The following is a 22,344-nucleotide window of genomic DNA, read 5'->3' on the forward strand; positions in this document are numbered from 1 at the left end:
TCCTATCCTGCCGCTACCCGACGACACATCGCCCGGACGACCGGACGACGTCGCTCAGCGCGAGGCGACCAGACGCACCTTCAGCGAGTCGACGGCTGTCGCGATCTGGTCGTCTGCCGCCCAGCGCTGTGCCAGTCGACCGAGGATCGTGTCCAGCTCGGCACTGTCGAGGCCGTCGACGAGTTCGAGTTCGACGACGAGTTCGGGACCGACCAGGCGGGCGTGCGGGTCGCCGGAGGCGAGACCGACGCCGAGGACGGCGAGCTCCGACTCGATGGAACGTCCGAATGCGGCGGCGACGCTCTGGGATTCGAAGCTCGGCGTCCACGGCTGGCTCTGCGCGACGGCCCAGAGCGCCGGGCGTCGGATGGCGAACTCGGTCTCCGAGGTCGGATCGAGGACGACGAGTTCGGTGTCCTCGCTGGCGGCAGCCAGGGCGACGCGCACTCCGTCGGCCGGCACCGGGCGGGCGGCCGGATTCCACGCCGCCATGGCGGCGACCGAGCTGAAGACCGGGAGCACGTCGCGACCGTCGGGACCGGCGACGGTGACGATGGCGAGCTCCTGGCTCTTGTCGACGGTGTGGCCGTTCTCGTTCACCCCGGCCTCTCCGAGCTGGGCGACCAGAGGGATGAGCAGACGGGAGTCCCGCACGGCGTCGACCACCTCAGCCTGCCCGAGTTCGCGCGCCCGGAATCGTCGCAGCGCCTCGATCAGTCGGGGCGGCGCACTGCCGTCATCGGAGGCACTCGTGTTCGGCTCGAACGAGCGCCCGGCCCACGGCTGGCCGGCCGAGTCGGCGAGATGGGCGGGAAGGGACGGTGCGGACTCGGGAGCTGCCGGATGGCGCTGCCCGGGTTCCGCGCCGGGCGGGTCAGTCGGCTGCGACATCCAGCGCCTCGGACAGGGTGAAGGCGCCTGCGTACAGTGCCTTGCCCACGATGGCTCCCTCGAGGCCGAGCGGCACGAGGTCGCGGAGGGCCTGGATGTCGTCGAGGCTGGAGATGCCGCCCGAGGCGACGACGGGGCGCTCGGTCTTCTCCATGACGAGCTTGAGCAGCTCGATGTTGGGGCCCTGCAGGGTGCCGTCCTTGGTGACGTCGGTGACGACGTAGCGGGCGCATCCGGCCTCCTCGAGGCGTTCCAGCACCTCCCAGAGGTCGCCGCCTTCACGGGTCCAGCCGCGGGCGGCGAGAGTGGTGCCGCGCACGTCGAGGCCGACGGCGATGGCCTCCCCGTACTTCGCGATGACATTCGCCGCCCACTCGGGGTTCTCGAGCGCCGCGGTGCCGAGGTTGACGCGCTTGGCACCGCTGTCGAGGGCTGCCTCGAGGGAGCGGTCGTCGCGGATGCCGCCCGAGAGCTCGACGTTGATGCCGTGCATCTGGCGCATCACCCGACGGAGCACATCCAGGTTGTCGCCTCGGCCGAAAGCGGCGTCGAGGTCGACGAGGTGGATCCACTCGGCGCCCTGCGACGCCCAGTCCTCGGCGGCCTGCACGGGGTCGCCGTAGTTGGTCTCGGTGCCCGCCTCGCCCTGGGTCAGGCGCACGGCCTTCCCGTCGGCGACGTCGACGGCGGGAAGCAGCACCAGTCCGGGCGTGGAGTGGAAGTCGCTCATGTCATCCTCGGTTCCTTCGCAGCGTACGGCCGCGCGTTGATAGTACGCCGGGTGGGCGTGGGGGTCGGTGGGAAGAGCTCAGTCGCGGAGCGATCCGATCCAGTTGCGGAGCAGACGGATGCCGGCCTCACCCGACTTCTCGGGGTGGAACTGGGTGGCGGCGAGCGGGCCGTTCTCGACAGCCGCCAGGAAGCGCCCGCCGTGCTCGGCCCAGGTCACTCTCGGCTGCGGGAACGGCGGGATGACGTCGAGCGTCCAGGCCTGAGCGGCGTAGGAGTGCACGAAGTAGAACCTCTCGTCGCGGATGCCGTCGAACAGCACCGAACCCTCGGCCGCGTCGACGGTGCTCCAGCCCATGTGCGGCAGCACCGGGGCGTCGAGCCGGGTGACGACGCCAGGCCACTCCCCCAGGCCCTCCCGGTCGACGCCGCGCTCGATGCCGCGCTCGAACAGTACCTGCATGCCGACGCAGATGCCGAGCACCTTGCGGCCGCCCGCGAGCCGGCGATCGATGAGTTCGTCACCGCGCACGGCCTTCAGGGCGTCCATGACGGCGGAGTACGCGCCGACCCCGGGAACGAGGAGGCCGTCGGCATCCATCACGGCGCGACGGTCGTGGGTGATCTCGACCTCCGCCCCGGCGAGCTCCACGGCCTTCGCGGCCGAGTGCACATTGCCCGAGCCGTAGTCGAGGACGACGACCTTCGTCACAGGGCTCCCTTGGTGGACGGGATGCCGACCACGGCCGAGTCGAAGGCCTTCGCCTGCCGGAAGGCGCGCGCGAAAGCCTTGAATTCGGCCTCGGCGATGTGGTGCGGGTCGCGGCCGCGCACGAGCTCGAGGTGCACCGTGAGACCGGCGGCGAAGGTGATCGCCTCGAAGAAGTGGCGCACCATGGATCCGGTGAAGTGCCCGCCGATGAGGTGGAACTCGAAGCCGGCCGGCTCTCCGACGTGCACCAGGTAGGGGCGGCCGGAGATGTCGACGACCGCCTGCGCGAGGGACTCGTCGAGAGGGACGAGCGCGTCGCCGTACCGGGCGATGCCGCGCTTGTCTCCCAGCGCCTCGCGGATGGCCTGGCCCAGCACGATGCCGGTGTCCTCGACGGTGTGGTGCACGTCGATGTCGGTGTCGCCGCTCGCGCGCACGGTGATGTCGGTGAGCGAGTGCTTGGCGAAAGCCGTCAGCATGTGGTTGAAGAACGGGACCGTCGTCTCGATGTCGCTCGTGCCGGTTCCGTCGAGGTTCACGGTCAGGTCGATGTTCGATTCGCTCGTCGCTCGCACGGCGCGGGCCGTGCGTGGTGCATTCTCGCTCATGCTGAGATCCTATTCGGCGCGTGATCGGCGATGGCGTCGAGGAAGGCCGTCGTCTCGGCCTCGGTGCCCGCGCTCACCCGCAGGGTGTGCGCGATCCCGACATCGCGAACGAGGATGCCGCAGGCCAGGAGCGCCTCGAAGACGGCATTCGGGTCGTCGACGCCGCCGAACAGCACGAAGTTGCTCGAGCTGCGGTAGGGCTGGAAGCCGAGTTCGCCCAGACGGGTCACGATGCGGTCGCGCTGAAGGCGGATGTCGTCGACCATGGCGAGCAACTCGGGGGCGTGCGCCACGGCCGCTGTCGCCGCAGCCTGCGTGAGAGCTGACAGGTGGTACGGCAACCGCACCAGGCGGAGGGCATCCGTCACCGCGGGATCGGCGGCGAGGTACCCCAGGCGAACGCCGGCGTACGCGAAGGCCTTGCTCATGGTGCGCGAGACGAGGAGGCGCGGCCGACCCTCGAGGAGGGCGAGGGCGCTCGCCTCTCCATCGTGGGCGAACTCGGCGTACGCCTCGTCGACCAGGACGATGCCGTCGGTGGCGTCGTAGACAGCGGCGATGGTCTCGAGCGAGAGCGGGGTGCCCGTCGGGTTGTTGGGTGAGCACAGGAAGACGATGTCAGGCGCGTGCTCGCGCACCGCAGCGGCAGCGGTCTCGGGCGTGAGCTCGAAGTCGGAGTCTCGCTCGGCGCCGATCCAGGCCGTGCCGGTGCCGGAAGCCAGGAGCGGGTACATCGAATAGGTGGGGCTGAACCCGAGCAGGGTGCGACCCGGTCCGCCGAAGGCCTGCAGCACGTGCTGGAGCACCTCGTTCGAGCCGTTCGCCGCCCAGATGTCGTCGCGGGTGAGGCCGTGGCCGAGGTAACCGGCCAGCGCGTCGCGCAGAACACTGAACTCGCGATCGGGGTAGCGGTTCACACCGGGGATCACGGTGCTGATGGCGGCGAGGATGTCGGTGGCGACGGCATCCGGGATCGGATGCGTGTTCTCGTTGACGTTGAGGGCGACGGGCACGACCTTCTGCGGTGCGCCGTACGGCGTGCGCCCTCTCAGGTCGTCGCGGAGGGGAAGCTGATCGAGAGTCGTCACTCCAACAATCGTACCGGCGGCCCTCACCCTGTTACGAAGGGCGGCGGATGCAGCCTTCAGTACTGCGCGGGGATGGCGAGGCGCTGGCCGGGCTCGATGTCGGTGCCGGCGAGCTGGTTGAGGCTGACGATGTCGGCGATGACGTCGCGCGGGTCGGCCGTGGGTGCCAGGGTCTCGGCGAGCTGCCAGAGCGACTGGCCGGATTCGACGGTGACGTAGGCGAAGGACTGGCCCGCCTGCTCGCCGCCGGCTGCCGCGATGCCGCCGTTGAGGGCGAAGACGAACGCTCCGACGACGATCGGCAGGGCGGCGAGGGTCGTGAACACGGCGCGGCCACGGCGGGTGAGGTGCAGCCGGGTGCGAACCACAGGCAGCGCGACGGGGCGGGCGGCGGTGTTGTAGGCGAACGTGCTCATGGCGACCTCCAGATGGTTTTCGCATCTGGCCCTCGGCCGGGAGGGCCAGATGCGAAGCTGTGTTCCGAATATATCTTCGAGTCTTCGAATACTCAAGCATTGTTTTCGTATGTGGAGAGAATTTCGTTCCCGACACACTCGAACAGATGTTTGTCGAAGGCCATCGACCCGGATACAGTTCGAATGGCTGGTTGCAAGGCAATCAGCACCCACCGACACTCGGTCGGCAGGGGATCGACATCCGTCAGAGAAGTAGGTGAGCGCAGTGGCCAACGAGACCGAGTCGCCGAAGGACCGCGGCGCGTCCGAGCGCGGCGGTACTCGCCGGCGCAAGAGCCTGAGCGCGAAACAGCTCTCCATCCTCGAGGTCATCCAGAGGTCCGTCAGCCAGCGCGGCTATCCGCCGAGCATGCGCGAGATCGGCGACGCCGTCGGGCTCGCCTCGCTCTCGAGCGTCACGCACCAGCTCAACCAGCTCGAGCTGAGCGGCTACCTGCGCCGCGACCCGAACCGGCCGCGCGCGCTCGAGGTCCTCATCGAGGTGCCGTCGACCTCCGAGTCGAATCCCGCCCCCGACGGCGACGGGTACGTCTCCCCGGCCCCGATGGGCGATGCCGCCATGGTCCCCATGGTCGGCCGCATCGCGGCCGGCATCCCCATCACGGCCGAGCAGCAGATCGAAGAGGTGTTCCCGCTCCCCCGCCAGTTGGTCGGCAAGGGCGAGCTGTTCATCCTGAAGGTGGTCGGCGACTCCATGATCGAGGCCGCCATCTGCGACGGCGACTGGGTGGTCGTCCGCCAGCAGAACACCGCCGAGAACGGCGAGATCGTCGCGGCCATGCTCGACAGCGAGGCCACGGTCAAGGTGTTCCGCCAGCGCGACGGACACACCTGGCTGCTGCCGCGCAATTCCGCCTACGAGCCCATCGTCGGCGACTTCGCCGAGGTGCTCGGCAAGGTCGTCGCCGTTCTGCGAGCGGTCTAGCACGAGGTTTCGGCCGCGGACTCCGTCCGGGTCGCGACGAACACGAACGAGAAGGCCCGCCTCCCGAGGGAGGCGGGCCTTCTGCATCCGTTCCCTAGACGGAGGCGGTGACCGATGCCCGCACGCCGCGAGTCGCGTCGAGCATGTTGCGCAGCGACGCCACGGTCTCGTCGTAGCCGCGGGTCTTGAGTCCGCAGTCGGGGTTGATCCAGAGTTGGCGCTCCGGGATGGCGTCGAGGGCGTGCTCGATGAGCTCGGTCAGCTCGGTCACGCTCGGCACCCGGGGCGAGTGGATGTCGTAGACCCCCGGCCCGATGCCGTGGTCGAATCCGCTCGACTCGAGGTCGGCGACCACCTCCATCCGGCTGCGCGCGGCCTCGATGCTCGTGACGTCGGCGTCCAGCCCGAGGATCGCGTCGATGATCACGCCGAACTCGGAGTAGCAGAGGTGGGTGTGGATCTGGGTCGCCGTGCGCGCACCGGCCGTCGCCAGCCGGAACGAGCCGACCGACCAGTCGAGGTAGTCGGCGTGGTCGGCCTTCTTCAGCGGCAGGAGTTCGCGCAGGGCTGGCTCGTCGACCTGCACGATGCGGATGCCGGCGGCCTCGAGGTCGGCGATCTCGTCGCGGAGGGCGAGACCGACCTGCCTGGCCGTCTCGCCGAGCGGCTGGTCGTCGCGCACGAACGACCAGGCGAGGATCGTGACCGGTCCGGTGAGCATGCCCTTGACCGGCTTCTCCGTGAGCGACTGTGTGTACGCCGACCACTCCACCGTGATGGGCGCCGGGCGCGAGACGTCTCCCCAGAGGATCGACGGACGGGTGCAGCGCGATCCGTAGGACTGCACCCAGCCGTTCTCGGTCACGTCGAAGCCGTCGAGGTTCTCGGCGAAGTACTGCACCATGTCGTTGCGCTCGGGCTCTCCGTGCACGAGCACGTCGAGGCCGATCTCCTCCTGCAGGTCGACGACCCGGGAGATCTCCGCACGCATCTCGGCCACGTAGTCGGCCTCGCTCAGCTCGCCGCGGTTGTGGGCGGCCCGGGCCCTGCGGATCTCGCCGGTCTGCGGGAACGAGCCGATCGTGGTCGTCGGCAACGGCGGCAGGTCGAGCTCCTCGGTCTGCACCGCCAGTCGCTCGGCGTAGTCGCCGCGTGAGAAGTCGGCATCCGTCAGCGCGGCCGCACGGGCACGCACGGCGCCGTCGCGCACGCCGGGCGCTGAGAGTCGCTGGGCGAGGGCAGCCGAGGCCGCATCCAGCTCGGCGGCGATCGCGGAGCGACCGTCCACCAGTCCGCGCGCGAGCACGGCGACCTGCGCCACCTTCTGGTCGGCGAAGGCCAGCCAGCCGTTGAGGTGGTCGAGGGCCGACTCGTCGTCGACGTCATGCGGGACGTGCTGCAGCGAGGTCGAGGTACTGACAGCCACTGACGGGGACAGGTCGAGCACGGCGGCAGCGGTGTCGAAGGCGGCAGCCAGGTCACCGCGCCAGATGTTGTGACCGTCGATGACACCGGCGACGAGGGTCTTGTCCGCGAGGCCGGCGCGGGTGTCGTCGGCCAACCCGATGGGAAGCGTGCCGCGCACGAGGTCGATGGCTATGGCCTCGATGGCGGATGCTGCGAGCACGTCGAGTGCGTCGTCGAGGCTCCCGTAGGGTGCCGCCACCACGATGGCGGGCCGTCGCGACCCTCCGGCCGCGAGCACGTCATAGGCCGTCGCGAGGGCCTCGAGCTGGGTAGCCCGGGGGATCTCGATCGACTCGTTGACAAGTCCGGGCTCGTCGAGCTGGACCCACTCGACTCCGGCGTCGGCGAGCCGGGCGAGCAGCTCCTGGTAGACGGCGACCAGGTCGCCGAGACGGGAGAGCGGCTGGAAGCCGGCCGGAGCATCCGCCGCCGCCTTCGACAGCAGCAGGAAGGTGACGGGGCCGACGATCACGGGGCGGGTGACGAACCCAGCCGCCTTCGCCTCGACGAACTCCCGGACGATCCGATCGTTCGCGAGGGTGAAGCGGGTGTCCGGGCCGATCTCGGGCACCAGGTAGTGGTAGTTGGTGTCGAACCACTTGGTCATCTCGAGCGGGGCTCGCTCACCGTCACCGCGGGCGAGCGTGAAGTAGCCGGCGAGGTCGATCGCGGCGTCGGCGTCGACCAGGTCGGAGAAACGTGCGGGAACCGCGCCGACGGTCACGGCCGCATCCAGGACCTGGTCGTAGAACGAGAACGACTCGGGGATGGCCGAGTCCGTGCGGCCGAGGCCGAGGCCCGCCAGCCGCTCCCGCGTCGTGGCGCGCAGCTCGGCGGCGGCGGCCTCGAGCTCCACGGCGTCGATGCGACCGGCCCAGAACGCCTCGACGGCCTTCTTGAGTTCGCGACGGCGACCGATGCGCGGGTAGCCGAGGATGGTGCCTGTCGGGAAGGCGGGCGTCGTCATGCGTTCTCCTTGATGGGTCGATTCAGTGCGGCTGGGACGTGGCCGATCCGTTCGAGCAGATCGAGCACGGCAGTGTGCTTGTTGTGGGTGTAGAGGTGCAGGCCCGGGGCGCCCCCGGCGATGACGGCGGCGGCGAGGTCCGAGAAGAAGTCCGTGGCGATCTCGGTTCGGCCCTCCTCGGTCGGCTCGACCTCCAGGGCGATGAGGAGTTCGTCCGGCGCCTCCTCCTCGGTGAGTTCGGCGATGCGCCGCAGGCGTGCGGCACTCGCCGCCGGCATGATTCCGGGGAGGATGTCGATGCTCACTCCACCGGCCCTGGCCCGGTCGACGAATGCGAGGTAGTCGTCAGCGCGGTAGAACAACTGCGTGATGGCGAGGTTCGCCCCGGCGGCCTGCTTGGCCAGCAAGGCGTCGATCTCCTGCTGCGGCCCCCGCGACGACGCGTGGCCGTTGGGGAATGCTGCGACGGCCACGCGCTCGGGACGAGGCCTGGCACGCAGCCTGGTGCCGCCGGGGGTTCCGCGCACCGCTTCCTGGCTGAAGGGTTCGCGCTCCTGCTGCACGCGGTGGATGAGCTGCACGAGCTCGGAGGCGCTCTGCAGGTCGCCGACCGACAGCGGGGTGCCGTCGAGGGGAGGATCACCGCGCAGGGCGAGGAAGCTCGTGATGCCGGCATCCAGGAACCGCCGGACGAGACCGTTGGCCTCGGCGGCCGACGATCCGACGCAGGTGAGGTGAGCCATCGGCTCCACGTCGGTGTTCTCCAGGATGTAGCTGAGCACGGTCAGCGACCTGTCGCGCGTCGAGCCGCCGGCGCCGAACGTCACCGAGATGAAGGCGGGGTCGACCTCGGTGAGCTTGTCGATGGTTCGACCGAGGGCGATGGCTGCTGCATCCGTTCGCGGCGGATACAACTCGAACGAGACCGGCACACGCGTTGCGCCGCCGGTGGGTGGAAGGTCGATAGCCATGCTGCCTCACGAAGGGGATCTTCCCTCGAGAAGCGGATGCTCATCGAGGTGAATCGGATCTGTCGCGGGCGGGTGCCGGGCTCGGCTGTCGCTCGTCGGGCGCTCGCGTCAGTCGCGAGTCACCGTTGCAGCGAGCCTAACCGCGGCACTGTGGGCACGGAAGAGTGTGACGAAGGGTGACTTCTCAGACCGCCGGAACGGCACCGGCCGGCAGCGCACCGGCGGCGACGCGGAACTCGGCCAGCTGGGCCGCGAACTCCGGGTGCACGAGGGCGCGCACCATCGTTCCGTGCTCGGTGTGCTCGGTGGCCAGCACCCGACCGCGCACGTGCAGGCTCGACACGAGCTCGCCGCGCGAGTACGGGATGAGCAGCTCGACCTCGACGCTCGGGTCGGGCAGCATCTCCGCGATCTTGATGAGCAGCTCGTCGATGCCGTCACCGGAGCGAGCCGAGACGAACACGGCGTTCGGTTCGAGGCCGCGCAGCACGAGCCTGTCGTCATCGCTGATGAGATCGGACTTGTTGAACACCACGAGCTCGGGGATGTGGCGTGCGTCCACCTCGCCGATCACGTCGCGCACGGTCTGGATCTGACCGGCGGGATCGGGATGCGACGCATCGACGACATGGAGGATGAGGTCGGAGTCCGCCACCTCCTCGAGCGTCGACCGGAAGGCCTCGACGAGCTGGTGCGGCAGGTTGCGCACGAAGCCGACGGTGTCGGCGATGGTGTACAGCCGGCCGTCATCGGTGGTGTTCTTGCGCACGGTGGCGTCGAGGGTGGCGAACAGGGCGTTCTCGACCAGGAGGCCGGCCTTGGTGACGCGGTTCACGAGGCTGGACTTGCCGGCGTTCGTGTAGCCCGCGATGGCGACCGAGGGCACCGTGTTGCGCTTGCGGTTCGCGCGCTTGGCCTCACGGGCGGGCTTCATCGCGACGATCGACTTGCGCAGCTTCGCCATGCGGGTGTGGATGCGGCGGCGATCGAGTTCGATCTTCGTCTCACCCGGTCCGCGCGAGCCCATGCCGGCTCCGGCGCCACCGACCTGGCCACCTGCCTGGCGGGACATCGACTCGCCCCAGCCGCGCAGACGCGGAAGGAGGTACTCGAGTTGCGCGAGCTCGACCTGCGCCTTGCCCTCGCGGCTGGTGGCGTGCTGGCTGAAGATGTCGAGGATGACGGCGGTGCGGTCGATGACCTTGACCTTCACCACGTCCTCGAGCGCACGCCGCTGGCTGGGCGCGAGTTCGGTGTCGGCGATCACGGTGTCGGCGCCCAGGGAGGCGACGATCCCGGCGAGCTCCAGCGCCTTGCCCTTGCCGAGGTAGGTGCTGGGATCCGGATGCGGCCGACGCTGGAGCAGGCCGTCGAGCACTGTCGCACCGGCCGTCTCGGCGAGGGCGGCGAGCTCGCGGATGGAGTTCTCGGCATCGGTCTGCGAACCCTGCGAGTAGACGCCGATGAGCACGACGTTCTCGAGGCGCAGCTGGCGGTACTCGACCTCGGTGACGTCTTCCAGCTCGGTCGACAGTCCGGCGACGCGGCGCAGCGCCTGGCGGTCCTCACGATCGAACTGGTCGCCGTCGGAGTCGACGCGGTGGGCGCGGCCCTCGTCGTCCTGCAGCGCCTGGGCGGAGCCGCCGAAGATGGTGTAGCCGGCGCGCTGTTCGGCGCTGGCGAGGACGCGGGCGACGACGTCGTCGTCCGGCATCGTGGTATCGGGTTCAGTCATTGCATCAATCCTATCGTTGCCCCATTGGCCTCACTCAGCCGGGTCGGGTAGTTTCCCTCTCATGGCTTCAGAGCATTACTTCACGAACGACCCGTCGACCGAACTGAAGCCGCGGCAGATCACCGTGCAGCTGAGCGGCCGCGAATACACGCTCACGACGTCGGGCGGGGTCTTCAGCCCCGACCACATCGACGATGGCACGGCCGTCCTCCTCGACAACGTTCCCGCTCCCCCGCAGACCGGTGATCTCCTCGACATCGGTTCCGGCTGGGGACCCATCGCGCTGACGATGGCCATCGAGGCTCCGGATGCCACGGTGTGGGCCGTCGACGTGAACGATCGCGCTCTCGAACTCGTCCGTCGCAACGCCGCTGCCATCGGCGTCACCAACATCAACGCCGTGCGACCCGAGGATGTTCCCGAGGGCATCACCTTCTCCACCATCTGGTCGAACCCCCCGATCCGCATCGGCAAGGTCGAGCTGCACACGCTGCTGCAGTCCTGGATGCCGCGCCTCGCCCCCGACTCCGAGGCCTGGCTCGTGGTGCAGAAGAACCTCGGCGCCGACTCGCTGCACCGCTGGATGAACGAGGAGTTCCCCGGGCTGGAGATCGTGCGCGAGGCCGTCGGAATGGGCTACCGCGTACTCAAGGCGACGTCGGCCCGGGCCGACTGAGGGCGCACCCGCCGGCGTCGGTGCGCGGACCGTCGTGCGTCAGTCGGCGGGCGTGGATGCGGAATCGTCGGGCACTGCGTCTGCGGCATCTGCGGCGTCTGCGGCATCCGATGCCGTGATCTCGACTCCGGCATGGGCGAGCTCGGCGAGAGCTGCGGCACTCGATTCGGCGGCGACGCCGGCGACGAGGTCTGTGAGCACCCTCACGTGCTGGCCGTGCTCCACGGCGTCGAGGGCGCTCGCTCGCACGCAGTAGTCGGTGGCGATGCCGACGATGTCGATCGTCGTGACTCCGCGAGCCGTCAGCAGCTCGGCCACGGTCTCGCCGTCCTCGGTGGTGCCCTCGAAGATCGAGTAGGCGGGCACTCCCTGCCCCTTGCGGATGTGCACGTCGATGCCGTCGGTCACGAGGTCGGGGTGGTAGTCGGCGCCGCTCGTGCCCGAGACGCAGTGCGCCGGCCAGGTGTCGACGAAGTCGGGGGCGGCATCCGTGGCGAAATGGCCGCAGTTGTCGTTGGCGCCGTCGTGCCAGTCGCGGGAGGCGAAGACGACGTCGTAGGCCTCCGGATGCCGCTCCAACAGGGAGCTCACCCCGGCGGCGACAGCTGCTCCGCCGTCGACCCCCAGGGCGCCGCCCTCGGTGAAGTCGTTCTGCACGTCGATGATGAACAGTGCGCGTGTCACGTCAGCCTCCCGATGCTCGTCCCTCGATTATCGCGCGCCCGGGACCGCGTGTCGCAGGGCTCGTGCCGCGGTCAGGCGCAGAAGTCGCGGATCGCGCGCTCGAGCACGGCGGCGAGGGCGTGCACCGACGCGAGGTCGACCCACTCCTCCGGTGCGTGGGCGCCGCCGCCGTCCACTCCGTGCAGCACGGTGGGGATGCCGGCCTCGGCGAGGAGCCCGGCGTCGGTCCACCACGGGTCGCCCCGGCGCTCGGCTGCGGCTCCGGTCACGGCCTGCACGGCATCGCTCAGCACCCGCTCGATCGCCGCATCCGTCGGCGTCTCGAAGGCAGCACGGGACACGAGCTCGGTCAGAGTCCATCGGATGCCGTCGGCGGGAGGGGCGGCGGCGATGGCGGCCTCGAGCTCCCGCCGCACCTCGGCGGGCATCTCGCCCGGGAGGGTGCGGCGTTCGATGGTGATGCGCGCGTGGGCGGCCACTGTCGCGGCGTCGGTTCCAGCGTCGATCGTCGCGACACGCACGCTCGATCGCGGCAGGAACCGATGCGTCGGACGCTCGGCGAGCTCGGCGTCGAGCGCGCGCAGGGCGAGCAGCACCTCGGTGGCGTGGCTGATGGCGTCGATCCCGAGCTCGGGCTGCGAACCGTGCGCCGGCCTGCCGGTGATCTCGAGGGTGAACCAGGCGAAGCCCCGGTGGGCGACGGTGAGGCGTGATCCTGTCGGCTCGACCACGACGGCACCATCGACGCTGATGCCGCGCTCGGCGATGGCGGCCAGGGCGTCCTCGGTGCCGGTCGATGCGAACTCCTCGTCGGCGACCAGGGTGAGGACGACGTCGCCGCGGAGTCCCGCCGCGCTCGCACGGCTCGCGGCGAGCATGGCCGCTGCCGCCCCGCTCTTCATGTCGTAGACGCCGCGGCCCAGCATCCGCTCGCCGTCGATCCTGGCGTCGAAGGGGTCACCCTGGTAGCCATCGACGCCGACGGTGTCGAGGTGGCCGTTGAGCAGCAGGGTGCGTCCGGTACCTCCGCCGCGTTCACCGCTCCCGGCCGCGATGGCCAGCACGCTCGGGCGGCGCTGGTCGCGGCCGATGAGCCAGACCTCGAATCCGCGGACGGCCAGCCAGTCGGCGGCGTGGCGGGCGATGGCGGCCTCCCCGGATCCGTTCCCGTCGAGCGACGGGTTGACCGACGGGATCGAGACGAGCTCGCGCACCAGGTCGATCAGCTCGTCGTCGTCCACGGCATCAGTCCTCGGTGCAGGAAGGGTCAGTTGTTGGAGAGGTTGTCGCCGCAGCTGTAGAAGCCGGCGGTGAGCGCGTCGATCGCGGTCTTGGCGTCATCGCTCACGTCTCCGAGGGCGTAGATCGCGAAGGTGAGCGGCGTGCCGTCGGCCGAGTCGATGACGCCGGAGAGCGTGTAGCCGGTGTCGATCCAACCGGTCTTCGCGTGCACCGACCCGTCGGCCACTGAGGCGTCGCCGGTGAAGCGATCGCTGTAGGAGAGCGACCCGGTCTGGCCCGAGATGGGCAGGCCGTCGTAGAGGACGCCGAGGTTGGCCTCGCGGGCGTTGATCGTGACGAACAGGCGCGTGAGGTACGACGGCGGGATGGCGTTGTCGTCGGACAGGCCCGAGCCGTCGACGATCACGATGCCGGTGGTGTCGACGCCGTAGCTGTCGAGGGCGGCGATGACGGCGGGCTGGATGGCGGCGAAGTCGCTTCCGGTGCCGGCGGTCACGGCGGTCAGACGCGCGAGCATCTCGGCGATGGTGTTGTCGGACACGATGAGCGACTGCTGCACCAGCGTCGACACCGGTGCCGATTGCACGGTGCCGAGTGCCGCCGCCCCGGCCGGTGCCGTTCCGAGTTCGATGGCCTGGATGCCGCCGAGCTGGTCGGCGAAGGCCTGACCGGCGCGGCCGACGGGGTCATCGCTGCGGGCGGAGGTGTTGCTGTACGGGTCGTCGCGGTCGCCGTCGACCTGCAGGGCCGTCACGCGGGACATGTAGCCGTCGTACTGCTCCTTGGTGTCCCAGCTGGGCTGCCAGTCCGGGCCCGTGAACAGCGAGGAGTCGAGGATGAGCTTCGTGAGGGGCGGGTTCGACGGGTCCGCGGCCCAGGCCGTGCGCACCTGGTTGGCCAGATTGTCGAGGTGGGCTGCACCCTCGTAGGCGGAGGTCTCCCCCGTCGGCAGGCGAGAGAGGGTCAGGTCGCCGCCTCCGACGAGAACGGCGGAGCCGGGCTCCGAACCCTTCACCACTGTCGTCGTGGCGCGGTAGTCGGGGCCGAGCACCTTGAGGGCGGCTGCCGTCGTCAGGACCTTCATGACGCTGGCCGCGCGCGACGGTGTGGAGCCGCCGCGGTCGAAGAGCACCTCGCCCGTCGCGGCATTCATGACCTGAGCCTGCATGGACGCCAGCCGGGAGTCGGATGCGAGGTCCGCCACCGAGCAGGTGCGCAGGCGACTCGTCACCGGGGCCCCGGCCGGGGTGGCGCGCGGGTCGGGGGTGGGGGTCGGCGTCGCCGACGCCGTGACCGCTGCCGAGGCCGTTGGGGTCGCCGACGGCGCAGGGCTGCCGACGGCCGCGCCGGAGGCGAGGGCCGCACCGGCCAGGACGGCCACGGCGACGGCTCCACCGGCGATGGTCCAGGCGCGGCGGTGCCTGCGGAACGTGCCGCCGGGACGTGCGGGCTCCGGCGGAGTCGGGGCATCCGTTTCAGTCATTCGCGGCAGCCTACGCTGTCACGCCTGAGAGATTCCGCAACACCGTCCCGGTCATTCGCCGGGGTAGCGCAGGCCGATCTGGGCCCTGATGGCGTCGAGGGTCTCGAGAATGGCCACGGTCTCGGCCGTGGGAAGGATGTCGCCGGAGGTGGTGCCGGCCGCGACGAGACGTTCGAGCTCGGCGGCCTGGAACTGCATCCCGCGCCCGGTCACCTCGGAGGAGAAGGCCTCGATCTCTGCGCCGGAGGCGTCATAGGCCCGGAACGACGTGGGGGTGTACCAGACGGTGTCGATGTCGATGCGGCCTTCTGTACCCAGGATCGTGGCGATGTTGCGGCCCCTCGTGTCGCTGGCCGAGAGGGTGGTGGCGATCTGGCCGCCCGGGTAGCGGAAGATCGTGGCGACCTGCGCGTCGGCTCCGGTGTCCTTGAACGTCGCGGACGCCTGGATGGTCTCGGGCGTTCCGAACAGGTCGGAGGCGAAGGAGATGGGGTAGATGCCGAGGTCGAGGAGGGCGCCACCGCCGAGCTCGAGCGAGTTGAGCCTGTGCCCCGGGTCGTCGGGCAGGTCCTGCGTGTGGTCGGCGATGAGAGTGTGCACCTCGCCGATGGTGCCGGCGGCGAGGATCTCGCGCACCCGAACCATGTGCGGCAGCCAGCGCGTCCACATCGCCTCGAGGACGACGAGGCCCTTCTCGGTGGCCAGGTCGACGACCCGGCGCGCCTCGGCGGCGTTCAGCGTGAACGGCTTCTCGACGAGGACGTGCTTGCCTGCCTCCAGGGCCAGCGTGGCGTGCTCGGCGTGGAACGGATGCGGCGTCGACACGTAGATGACGTCGACCTCGGGGTCGGCCACCAGGGCGGCATAGCTGGGGTGCGCGTTCGGGATGCCGAACTCGGCGGCGAAGGCGTCGGCCGACTCCTGCGAGCGGGATCCGACGGCCTGCACGGTGAAGCCGTTCAGGACGAGGTCGTTGGCCATCTCGTGGGCGATCCCGCCCGTGGCGAGGATTCCCCAGCGCAGTGCATCAGTCATGCTTCGAGGCTAGGGCATGCCGGGAGGTCTGCGGCTCGGGCGGATGCGGCTCCAGCCTCGAACGGGACGCGCCGCTGCCGGGCCGCGACGATGTCGCCGGAGTGGGGTGTTAGGGCCGCCTGTGGGAATCGAACCCACGACCTTCTCATTACGAGTGAGACGCTCTGCCGACTGAGCTAAGGCGGCGTGGCATGCGGCGATCCATCCGTGGAGGATCATGCCGCTTGGCACAGTAGGAAATCATACAGTCTCCGACGGGCGTTCACGAACACGCCCGTCCCGACGGGGGTCGCCCGTTCACCGGAGAGGGATCAGCGCGAGCCCTCTCAGCACATCGGGTCCGTCGTCGGTGCCGTCCCGTTGATGAGGAAGGTGTCGACGGCGTCGTTCACGCAGTTGTTCGACTTGTTGTAGGCCGTGTGGCCCTCGCCGTGGAAGGTGACCAGGCGTCCGTCGTCGAGCTGGGAGGCCAGCGCCTGTGCCCACACATACGGGGTGGCCGGGTCGTTCGTGGTGCCGACGACGACGATGGGAGGCGATCCCTCGGCGCTGATCGGCCCGCGCTCGGCGCGCGTCGTGTACGGCCAGGTCGTGCAGGTGACGTCGCCGTAGCCGAAGTAGGCGCCGATCACCGGCGCTGCCGCGTCGAGCTGCTGCGCCTGCTCGCGCATGGTGGCGGCATCCGAGACGTAGGCGTAGTCCATGCAGTTGACAGCGTTGAAGGCCTCGGTGGAGTTGTCGGCGTAGTTTCCGTCTTCGTCGCGTCCGTTGTATTGATCCGCGAACGAGAGGGCCTGGTCGGCCGATCCGGCCAGGACCGAGTCGAACATCTCACTGAGCGCGGGCCAGCCGGACTGCGAATAGAGCGGGTAGATGATGGCCGTGACGAGGGTGTCTCCCCCGAGCATTCGACCGTCGGTGCCCCTGATCGGAGCGGCGTCGACGGAATCGAGCAGTGCCTTGACCGTGGCCATGGCGTCATCGACGCTGCCGTCGAACGGGCAGCCGGATCCGGCGAGGCAGTCGGCCAGGTAGGCGCGCAGCGCGTTCTCGAATCCCTTGGCCTGCTCGATGTTGACATCGAGATTGGTGGCGGCGGGATCGATCGCCCCGTCGAGCACGAGCCGACCGGCCTTCGTCGGGAACAGTCCGGCGTACGTGGCGCCGAGATAGGTGCCGTAGGAGTACCCGAGGTAGTTCAGGGTGCTGTCGCCGAGCGTCGCCCGGAGCAGGTCGAGGTCGCGCGCTGCGCTCTCGGTGTCGACATTGTCGAGGAGGGCGCCGGTGTTGCTGTCGCACGCGTCGGCGAAGGCCGTCGCCCGCTCCGTCCTCGCTGCGAGCCAGGCATCGCTGCCACGCTCGCCGGGAGTGATGTCGTAGAGATACGAGTCCATCTGCGCGGGGTCGTAACAGGCCACCCCCGTCGATCGCGCGACACCGCGCGGGTCGAAGCCGACGATGTCGTAGTGCTCCTGGAGCTTGTCGCTCACCGCGAAGTCGAGCGAGTCCTTGACGAGGTCGTAGCCCGATCCGCCGGGTCCACCGGGGTTCACCAGCAGGGAGCCGAGCCGGTCGCCTGTCGCCGGATGCCTGACCAGGGCGAGTTCGATGCTGTCTCCGGATGGCGCCCTGTAGTCGAGCGGCGCCTGGGCGGTGGTGCACTGGAACCCGTCGCCGCAGTCGTCCCACGTCAGCTGCTGCCCGTAGTACGACTCGAGTCCCGCCGGCGCCGTCTCCCCGGTCGGAGTGGACGTGTGAGGTCCGGCTCCGCCGCCCGCCCAGGGCACGCAGCCCGTGAGGGCGAGGGCCAGCAGTGCGGTGATGGCCGCGGCACCCCTGGCTCTGACAGCGCGGCGCACCGGTACGCCGCGTGCTGATCGTGCGGTGGTTGTCGTCGGACGTCGGTTCACGCGGCGGCCCTCTCGGATCGGCGGAAGGTCATGAGCATCGCCTCGAGGGCGAGAAGGGGTGCGACGTTCGCCTCGATGCGGGTGCGCGCGAGGGCGATCGCGTCGAGGGATCGCAGCGTCTCGGCGGCACTGCTCCCGGCTGCGGCTTGTTCGATGCGCGGCAGCAGCTCCCGGTTGATGATGGCCGAGTCGCCCTGGAGCTGCAGCATGAGGACGTCGCGGTGCAACGACGAGAAGTCGACGAGGATGCGGTCGATGCCGTCACGCAGACTCCGTGTCGCACGCCGCTTCTGGTCGTCCTCGAGCGCCTTGATCTGGCTCCGCAGCGCCGGCGGCAGGGTCTGACCGGGAGCGACGCCGAGGGAGCGGAGTGCCTTCTCGCGTTCCTCGGCATCGCGTTCGAGCGTGATCGCCTTGGCGTCGTCGCCGGCGATCTCGATCATGCGGGCGGCCGCGGCGACGGCATCCGAGACCGTACGGATGCCGAGGGCCGACACGAGCGTCGCGTCGCGGCGTTCGCGTGCCTCGCTCGACGTGGCCAGGCGCCGTGCCATGCCGATGTGGCTCTGCGCCTCGCGGGCGGCTCGCTCGGCGACCTCGGCACTCACGCCCTCGCGGGCCACGAGCAGCGCGGCGACGTCGTCGATGCTCGGCACCCGCAGGCGCACGGAGCGCACGCGGGAGCGGATGGTCGGGATGAGGTCGGCCTCGCTGGGGGCGCACAGGATCCACACTGTGCGCTCGGGCGGCTCCTCGAGCGCCTTGAGCAGCACGTTCGAGGTGCGCTCCGGCATGCGATCGGCATCCTCGATCACGAGAACGCGGTGACGTCCGACCGACGGCGAATAGGACGACGACCGCACCACGGCGCGCACGTCGTCGACCTTGATCGAGACGCCCTCGGTGCTGAGCACGGTGAGGTCGGGATGGCTGCGCGCGGCGACCTGCTTGGCCGTGGCGTCGTCGCCGTCGGGATCACCGGAGATGAGCGCCGTCGCGAAGGCGTAGGCGAGATTGGACCGGCCGGATCCGGGCGGCCCGGTGATGAGCCAGGCGTGCGACATCGCCTGCTCCGCCGCTCCCTCGATCGGGGTGGCGGATGCGGCTGCCGCAGCAGCGCGGAACACGGCGATAGCGTCGGTCTGGCCCGTCAGCTCGTCCCACACCGTCATGCTCCAACAGTAGGCGATGCGACCGACGCCGAACGCTCAGCACCCGTGTGCGGACTCCTGCCGGGGATCCGCGGACTCAGGCCAGCAGCGATCCGACGCGGTCGCGGACCGTGGCGGCGATGACGTCGACAGCGTCGCCGGCGTCGACGACCAGGAACCGCTCCGGCTCGGCGGCGGCGAGGTCGAGGAAGGCGCGGCGCACTCGGCCGTGGAACTCGCCGGCCTCGGCCTCCAGCCTGTCGAAGCGCTTCTGGGCGGCATCCAGCCGCGTGCGTGCCACGGTCTCGTCGAGGTCGAGCAGGATCGTCAGGTCGGGCAGCAGACCCTCCGCGGCCCACAGCGACAGGTCGCGCACCTCCGGACCGCCGAGAACCCGTCCGGCGCCCTGGTAGGCGACGGACGAGTCGAGGTAACGGTCCTGGATGACGATGTCGCCGCGCTCGAGCGCCGGACGCACCTTGGTCGCGATGTGATGCGCGCGGTCGGCGGCGTAGAGCAGGGCCTCCGCGCGCGGAGCGATGTCGCCGCGATGGTGCAGCACGATCTCGCGGATCTCGACGCCGACCTCGGTGCCGCCGGGCTCACGCGTGCGCACGACGGTGCGACCCTGCTCGACCAGCCATCCCTCGAGCAGGCGCGCCTGGGTGGACTTGCCCGAGCCGTCGCCGCCCTCGAGCGTGATGAAGAGGCCGCGACCCGTCGTGGACGGGTCGGCGGCTGCGTTCGCCACGCTCACTTCTTCGGCTTGGGCGCGGCCTTGCGCGCCGCGGGCTTCTTGGCTGCGGTGCGGGTGGCACGCGGCTTCGCCGGTCCCTTGGCGCGCTTCTCGGCGAGCAGTTCCACCGCACGGGCGAACTCGATGTCGTCGACCGACTCGCTCTTCGGGATCGTGGCGTTGGTCTCGCCGTCTGTCACGTAGGGGCCGAAACGGCCGTCCTTCAGCTTGATCGGCTTGCCGCTGACGGGGTCGGGCTCGAATTCCTTGAGCGAACTCGGAGCGCGACGCGCTCCGTACTTCGGCTGGGCGAACAGCTCCAGCGCAGCCGGCAGGTCGACCTCGAAGATCTGGTCCTCGCTGGTGAGGGAGCGCGAGTCGGTTCCCTTCTTGAGGTACGGACCGAACTTGCCGTTCTGGGCCGTGATCTCGACGCCGGCCTCGGGATCGACGCCCACGACGCGCGGGAGCGAGAGCAGCTTGAGAGCCGTGTCGAGGTCGACGGTCGCCAGGTCCATGGTCTTGAAGATGGAGGCCGTGCGCGGCTTCTCGGCCACGGGCTTCTTCGCTGCACGCTTCTTCGGCGGCTCCACGACCTCGCCGGTCGCGGGGTCGACCGCGGGCTCCGGTGCGGGGGCCTCGGGGGCCGGCGGATCGAGCTCGGTCACGTAGGGGCCGAACCGGCCGTCCTTCGCGACGATCTGCTTGCCGTTGTCCGGGTTGATGCCGATCACGCGGTCGGTGACGATGGGGGCGTCGATCAGCTCGCGCGCCTTCTCGGGCGTCAGCTCGTCGGGCGCCAGCTGCGGCGGGATGTTGATGCGTCGCGGGGTCGCGTCGGGCCCGGCATCAGGGTCGGGAACCTCGAGGTAGGGTCCGAACTTGCCGATGCGCAGGGTGATGCCGTCGGCGATGCGGATGGAGTTGATCTCCTTGGCGTCGATGTCGCCGAGGTTGTCGATGACCTGCCGGAGTCCACGCTCGCGTTCGTCGCCGAAGTAGAACTTCGTGAGCCAGCCGACCCTGTCAGCATCGCCGTTGGCGATCTCGTCGAGGTCGTTCTCCATCTCGGCGGTGAAGTCGTACTCCACGAGCTCGGCGAAGTGCTCTTCGAGGAGGCGTACGACCGAGAAGGCGATCCAGCTCGGCACCAGCGACTGACCGCGGTGCTCGACATAGCCGCGGTTGGAGATGGTGTCGATGATCGACGCGAACGTCGACGGACGCCCGATGCCCTTGGCCTCGAGCTCCTTGACGAGACTCGCCTCCGTGTAGCGCGGCGGCGGTGTCGTCTCGTGGCCGCTCGCCTCGATCTCCACGAAGGCGAGCTTCTGGCCCTCCGTCAGCGGCGGCAGCTTCGACTCGGACGGTTCGTTCGAGGCGTTGCGCTCCTCGTCCCTGCCCTCCTCGTAGGCGTTCAGGAAGCCGCGGAAGGTGATGACGGTTCCACTGGCCGCGAACTCGGCGATGGTCTTCGTGGCCAGGGGATGCGCAGCCTCGCCGGTCGGACCGGCTGCGATGGTGACGGATGCCGTGACACCCTTCGCGTCGGCCATCTGCGATGCGACAGTGCGCTTCCAGATGAGGTCGTAGAGCTTGAAGTCGTTGCCGTGCAGGCTGGAGGCCAGCGACGACGGCGTGCGGAAGTTCTCCCCGGACGGGCGGATGGCCTCGTGGGCCTCCTGCGCGTTCTTGGACTTGCCCGTGTAGACGCGGGGCTTGTCGGGGATGCTCTCGGCGCCGTACAGGTCTGTGGCCTGGCGGCGAGCCGCGGTGATCGCCTGCTGCGAGAGCGACACGGAGTCGGTTCGCATATAGGTGATGTAGCCGTTCTCGTAGAGCGACTGGGCGACGCTCATGGTCTGGCGGGCGGAGAAGCGGAGCTTGCGCGCCGCCTCCTGCTGCAGCGTCGACGTCGTGAACGGCGCGGCGGGCTTGCGGGAGTACGGCCGCGACTCGACCTTGGTGACCGTCACATCGACGCCCGCCTCGAGGGCTGCGGCGAGGGCACGGGCCGAGTCCTCCGAGAGCACTGTGGCCTTCGAGGTGAGCGAGCCGGTGTCGTCGAAGTCGCGCCCGGAGGCGATGCGTTCCCCGCCGATGCGCACGAGCCGGGCGGCGAAGGCGTCGGTGTCGGCGCCATCCGCACCGAGCGAGGGGCTGAGTCGTGCGGCGAGGTCCCAGTACGACGCCGACGTGAAGGCGAGACGCTCGCGTTCACGGTCGACGACGAGGCGTGTCGCCGCCGACTGCACGCGACCGGCGGAGAGGCCGGGGCCGACCTTGCGCCAGAGCACCGGCGACACCTCGTAGCCGTAGAGGCGATCGAGGATGCGACGGGTCTCCTGGGCGTCGACGAGAGCGGTGTCGAGGTCGCGGGTCTTCTTCGTGGCCTCGAGGATGGCGTCCTTGGTGATCTCGTGGAAGACCATGCGCTTGACGGGGACCTTGGGCTTGAGTTCCTGCAGGAGGTGCCACGCGATTGCCTCGCCCTCGCGGTCCTCATCAGTCGCGAGCAGGAGTTCGTCGGCATCCTTGAGCGCGCGCTTCAGCTCGGCGACGGTCTTCTTCTTGGCCGTCGATACGACGTAGTAGGGCTCGAATCCGTTGTCGACGTCGACGGAGAACTTGCCGAGGGAGCCCTTCTTCAGCTCGGCCGGAAGGTACTTGGGCTCGATGAGGTCACGGATGTGACCGACGCTCGAGAGGACTTCGTAGCCGTCGCCCAGATAGGCGGCGATCGACTTCATCTTCGTGGGCGACTCGACGATGACCAGCTTCTTGCCTGGCACCAGACTCCTTTATATAGAGGTGAATACGGTGCTGCTCGATCACCCGCGGTGAGAGCGGCACCCTCA

At 69.7% G+C, this 22,344-nt stretch carries 19 protein-coding genes and 1 tRNA gene; 2 read left to right on the forward strand and 18 right to left on the reverse strand.

What is annotated here, in order from left to right:
- Positions 1 to 54: 54 nt before the first annotated feature.
- The 6 genes from ASF30_RS20570 to ASF30_RS20595 form a co-directional block, all read right to left on the reverse strand.
- Positions 55 to 891, reverse strand: a complete 837-nt coding sequence (locus ASF30_RS20570) for an SseB family protein (RefSeq protein ID WP_055911183.1) — start codon at positions 889 to 891, stop codon at positions 55 to 57.
- A complete protein-coding gene (gene priA / locus ASF30_RS20575; protein WP_055911185.1) occupies positions 875 to 1,621 on the reverse strand; it encodes a bifunctional 1-(5-phosphoribosyl)-5-((5-phosphoribosylamino)methylideneamino)imidazole-4-carboxamide isomerase/phosphoribosylanthranilate isomerase PriA in 747 nt (248 codons plus the stop codon). The genes ASF30_RS20570 and priA overlap by 17 nt, the downstream gene beginning before the upstream one ends.
- A gap of 78 nt (positions 1,622 to 1,699) precedes the next feature.
- On the reverse strand, positions 1,700 to 2,332 hold the full coding sequence (hisH, locus tag ASF30_RS20580) for an imidazole glycerol phosphate synthase subunit HisH (protein WP_055911187.1): 633 nt from the start codon (positions 2,330 to 2,332) through the stop codon (positions 1,700 to 1,702).
- Positions 2,329 to 2,940 (reverse strand): imidazoleglycerol-phosphate dehydratase HisB, encoded by a 612-nt coding sequence (gene hisB / locus ASF30_RS20585; RefSeq protein ID WP_055911189.1) that lies wholly within the window; start codon positions 2,938 to 2,940, stop codon positions 2,329 to 2,331. The genes hisH and hisB overlap by 4 nt, the downstream gene beginning before the upstream one ends.
- The gene (locus ASF30_RS20590; protein ID WP_055911190.1) at positions 2,937 to 4,028 is read right to left on the reverse strand and encodes a histidinol-phosphate transaminase; all 1,092 of its coding nucleotides are present in this window, start codon (positions 4,026 to 4,028) and stop codon (positions 2,937 to 2,939) included. Before ASF30_RS20590 ends, hisB begins: the two co-directional genes overlap by 4 nt.
- A 56-nt stretch (positions 4,029 to 4,084) precedes the next feature.
- The gene (locus ASF30_RS20595) at positions 4,085 to 4,444 is read right to left on the reverse strand and encodes a LysM peptidoglycan-binding domain-containing protein (protein ID WP_055911192.1); all 360 of its coding nucleotides are present in this window, start codon (positions 4,442 to 4,444) and stop codon (positions 4,085 to 4,087) included.
- A gap of 265 nt (positions 4,445 to 4,709) precedes the next feature.
- Between ASF30_RS20595 and lexA the strand changes: the two genes are divergently transcribed.
- On the forward strand, positions 4,710 to 5,429 hold the full coding sequence (lexA, locus tag ASF30_RS20600) for a transcriptional repressor LexA (protein WP_082468222.1): 720 nt from the start codon (positions 4,710 to 4,712) through the stop codon (positions 5,427 to 5,429).
- A gap of 94 nt (positions 5,430 to 5,523) precedes the next feature.
- Here lexA and metE read toward each other — a convergent pair whose 3' ends face one another.
- The 3 genes from metE to hflX form a co-directional block, all read right to left on the reverse strand.
- Positions 5,524 to 7,863: a 5-methyltetrahydropteroyltriglutamate--homocysteine S-methyltransferase gene (metE, locus tag ASF30_RS20605; RefSeq protein ID WP_055911194.1), complete on the reverse strand. Its 2,340-nt coding sequence runs from the start codon at positions 7,861 to 7,863 to the stop codon at positions 5,524 to 5,526.
- Positions 7,860 to 8,834, reverse strand: a complete 975-nt coding sequence (locus tag ASF30_RS20610) for a methylenetetrahydrofolate reductase (RefSeq protein ID WP_055911196.1) — start codon at positions 8,832 to 8,834, stop codon at positions 7,860 to 7,862. The genes metE and ASF30_RS20610 overlap by 4 nt, the downstream gene beginning before the upstream one ends.
- Positions 8,835 to 9,018: 184 nt before the next feature.
- Positions 9,019 to 10,569, reverse strand: a complete 1,551-nt coding sequence (hflX, locus tag ASF30_RS20615; RefSeq protein ID WP_055911198.1) for a GTPase HflX — start codon at positions 10,567 to 10,569, stop codon at positions 9,019 to 9,021.
- Positions 10,570 to 10,630: 61 nt separating this feature from the next.
- Between hflX and ASF30_RS20620 the strand changes: the two genes are divergently transcribed.
- The gene (locus ASF30_RS20620; protein ID WP_055911200.1) at positions 10,631 to 11,245 is read left to right on the forward strand and encodes a class I SAM-dependent methyltransferase; all 615 of its coding nucleotides are present in this window, start codon (positions 10,631 to 10,633) and stop codon (positions 11,243 to 11,245) included.
- 39 nt (positions 11,246 to 11,284) lie between these two features.
- Here the strand turns inward: ASF30_RS20620 and ASF30_RS20625 are convergent, their stop codons facing one another.
- The 9 genes from ASF30_RS20625 to topA form a co-directional block, all read right to left on the reverse strand.
- On the reverse strand, positions 11,285 to 11,929 hold the full coding sequence (locus tag ASF30_RS20625; protein WP_055911202.1) for an isochorismatase family protein: 645 nt from the start codon (positions 11,927 to 11,929) through the stop codon (positions 11,285 to 11,287).
- Positions 11,930 to 12,000: 71 nt separating this feature from the next.
- Complete coding sequence (locus tag ASF30_RS20630) at positions 12,001 to 13,170, reverse strand: M20/M25/M40 family metallo-hydrolase (RefSeq protein WP_055911204.1); 1,170 nt, start codon at positions 13,168 to 13,170, stop codon at positions 12,001 to 12,003.
- A gap of 26 nt (positions 13,171 to 13,196) precedes the next feature.
- Positions 13,197 to 14,654: a D-alanyl-D-alanine carboxypeptidase/D-alanyl-D-alanine-endopeptidase gene (locus ASF30_RS20635; RefSeq protein WP_082468224.1), complete on the reverse strand. Its 1,458-nt coding sequence runs from the start codon at positions 14,652 to 14,654 to the stop codon at positions 13,197 to 13,199.
- 51 nt (positions 14,655 to 14,705) lie between these two features.
- Positions 14,706 to 15,689, reverse strand: a complete 984-nt coding sequence (locus tag ASF30_RS20640) for a Gfo/Idh/MocA family protein (RefSeq protein WP_055911206.1) — start codon at positions 15,687 to 15,689, stop codon at positions 14,706 to 14,708.
- Between the two features lie 113 nt (positions 15,690 to 15,802).
- A tRNA-Thr gene (locus ASF30_RS20645) sits at positions 15,803 to 15,875 on the reverse strand.
- Between the two features lie 140 nt (positions 15,876 to 16,015).
- Complete coding sequence (locus ASF30_RS20650) at positions 16,016 to 17,548, reverse strand: alpha/beta hydrolase (protein WP_055911208.1); 1,533 nt, start codon at positions 17,546 to 17,548, stop codon at positions 16,016 to 16,018.
- Positions 17,549 to 17,595: 47 nt separating this feature from the next.
- Positions 17,596 to 18,771: a DNA polymerase III subunit delta' gene (locus tag ASF30_RS20655; RefSeq protein ID WP_055911210.1), complete on the reverse strand. Its 1,176-nt coding sequence runs from the start codon at positions 18,769 to 18,771 to the stop codon at positions 17,596 to 17,598.
- Between the two features lie 76 nt (positions 18,772 to 18,847).
- Entirely contained in the window at positions 18,848 to 19,501 is a 654-nt protein-coding gene (gene tmk, locus ASF30_RS20660; protein WP_055911213.1) for a dTMP kinase, read from the reverse strand.
- A gap of 2 nt (positions 19,502 to 19,503) precedes the next feature.
- The gene (gene topA, locus ASF30_RS20665) at positions 19,504 to 22,278 is read right to left on the reverse strand and encodes a type I DNA topoisomerase (RefSeq protein WP_082468226.1); all 2,775 of its coding nucleotides are present in this window, start codon (positions 22,276 to 22,278) and stop codon (positions 19,504 to 19,506) included.
- Between the last annotated feature and the right edge of the window lie 66 nt (positions 22,279 to 22,344).

This window comes from Leifsonia sp. Leaf264 (assembly GCF_001422325.1).
Taxonomy (GTDB): Bacteria; Actinomycetota; Actinomycetes; order Actinomycetales; family Microbacteriaceae; genus Orlajensenia.

Coding starts and splice junctions, on each gene's coding strand:
- ASF30_RS20620 (WP_055911200.1), top strand. CDS start 10,631: ATGGCTTCAGAGCATTACTTCACGAACGACCCGTCGACCGAACTGAAG.
- ASF30_RS20570 (WP_055911183.1), bottom strand. CDS start 891: ATGTCGCAGCCGACTGACCCGCCCGGCGCGGAACCCGGGCAGCGCCAT.
- ASF30_RS20610 (WP_055911196.1), bottom strand. CDS start 8,834: ATGGCTATCGACCTTCCACCCACCGGCGGCGCAACGCGTGTGCCGGTC.
- priA (WP_055911185.1), bottom strand. CDS start 1,621: ATGAGCGACTTCCACTCCACGCCCGGACTGGTGCTGCTTCCCGCCGTC.
- hisB (WP_055911189.1), bottom strand. CDS start 2,940: ATGAGCGAGAATGCACCACGCACGGCCCGCGCCGTGCGAGCGACGAGC.
- ASF30_RS20640 (WP_055911206.1), bottom strand. CDS start 15,689: ATGACTGATGCACTGCGCTGGGGAATCCTCGCCACGGGCGGGATCGCC.
- ASF30_RS20635 (WP_082468224.1), bottom strand. CDS start 14,654: ATGACTGAAACGGATGCCCCGACTCCGCCGGAGCCCGCACGTCCCGGC.
- hflX (WP_055911198.1), bottom strand. CDS start 10,569: ATGACTGAACCCGATACCACGATGCCGGACGACGACGTCGTCGCCCGC.
- metE (WP_055911194.1), bottom strand. CDS start 7,863: ATGACGACGCCCGCCTTCCCGACAGGCACCATCCTCGGCTACCCGCGC.
- ASF30_RS20655 (WP_055911210.1), bottom strand. CDS start 18,771: ATGACGGTGTGGGACGAGCTGACGGGCCAGACCGACGCTATCGCCGTG.
- ASF30_RS20595 (WP_055911192.1), bottom strand. CDS start 4,444: ATGAGCACGTTCGCCTACAACACCGCCGCCCGCCCCGTCGCGCTGCCT.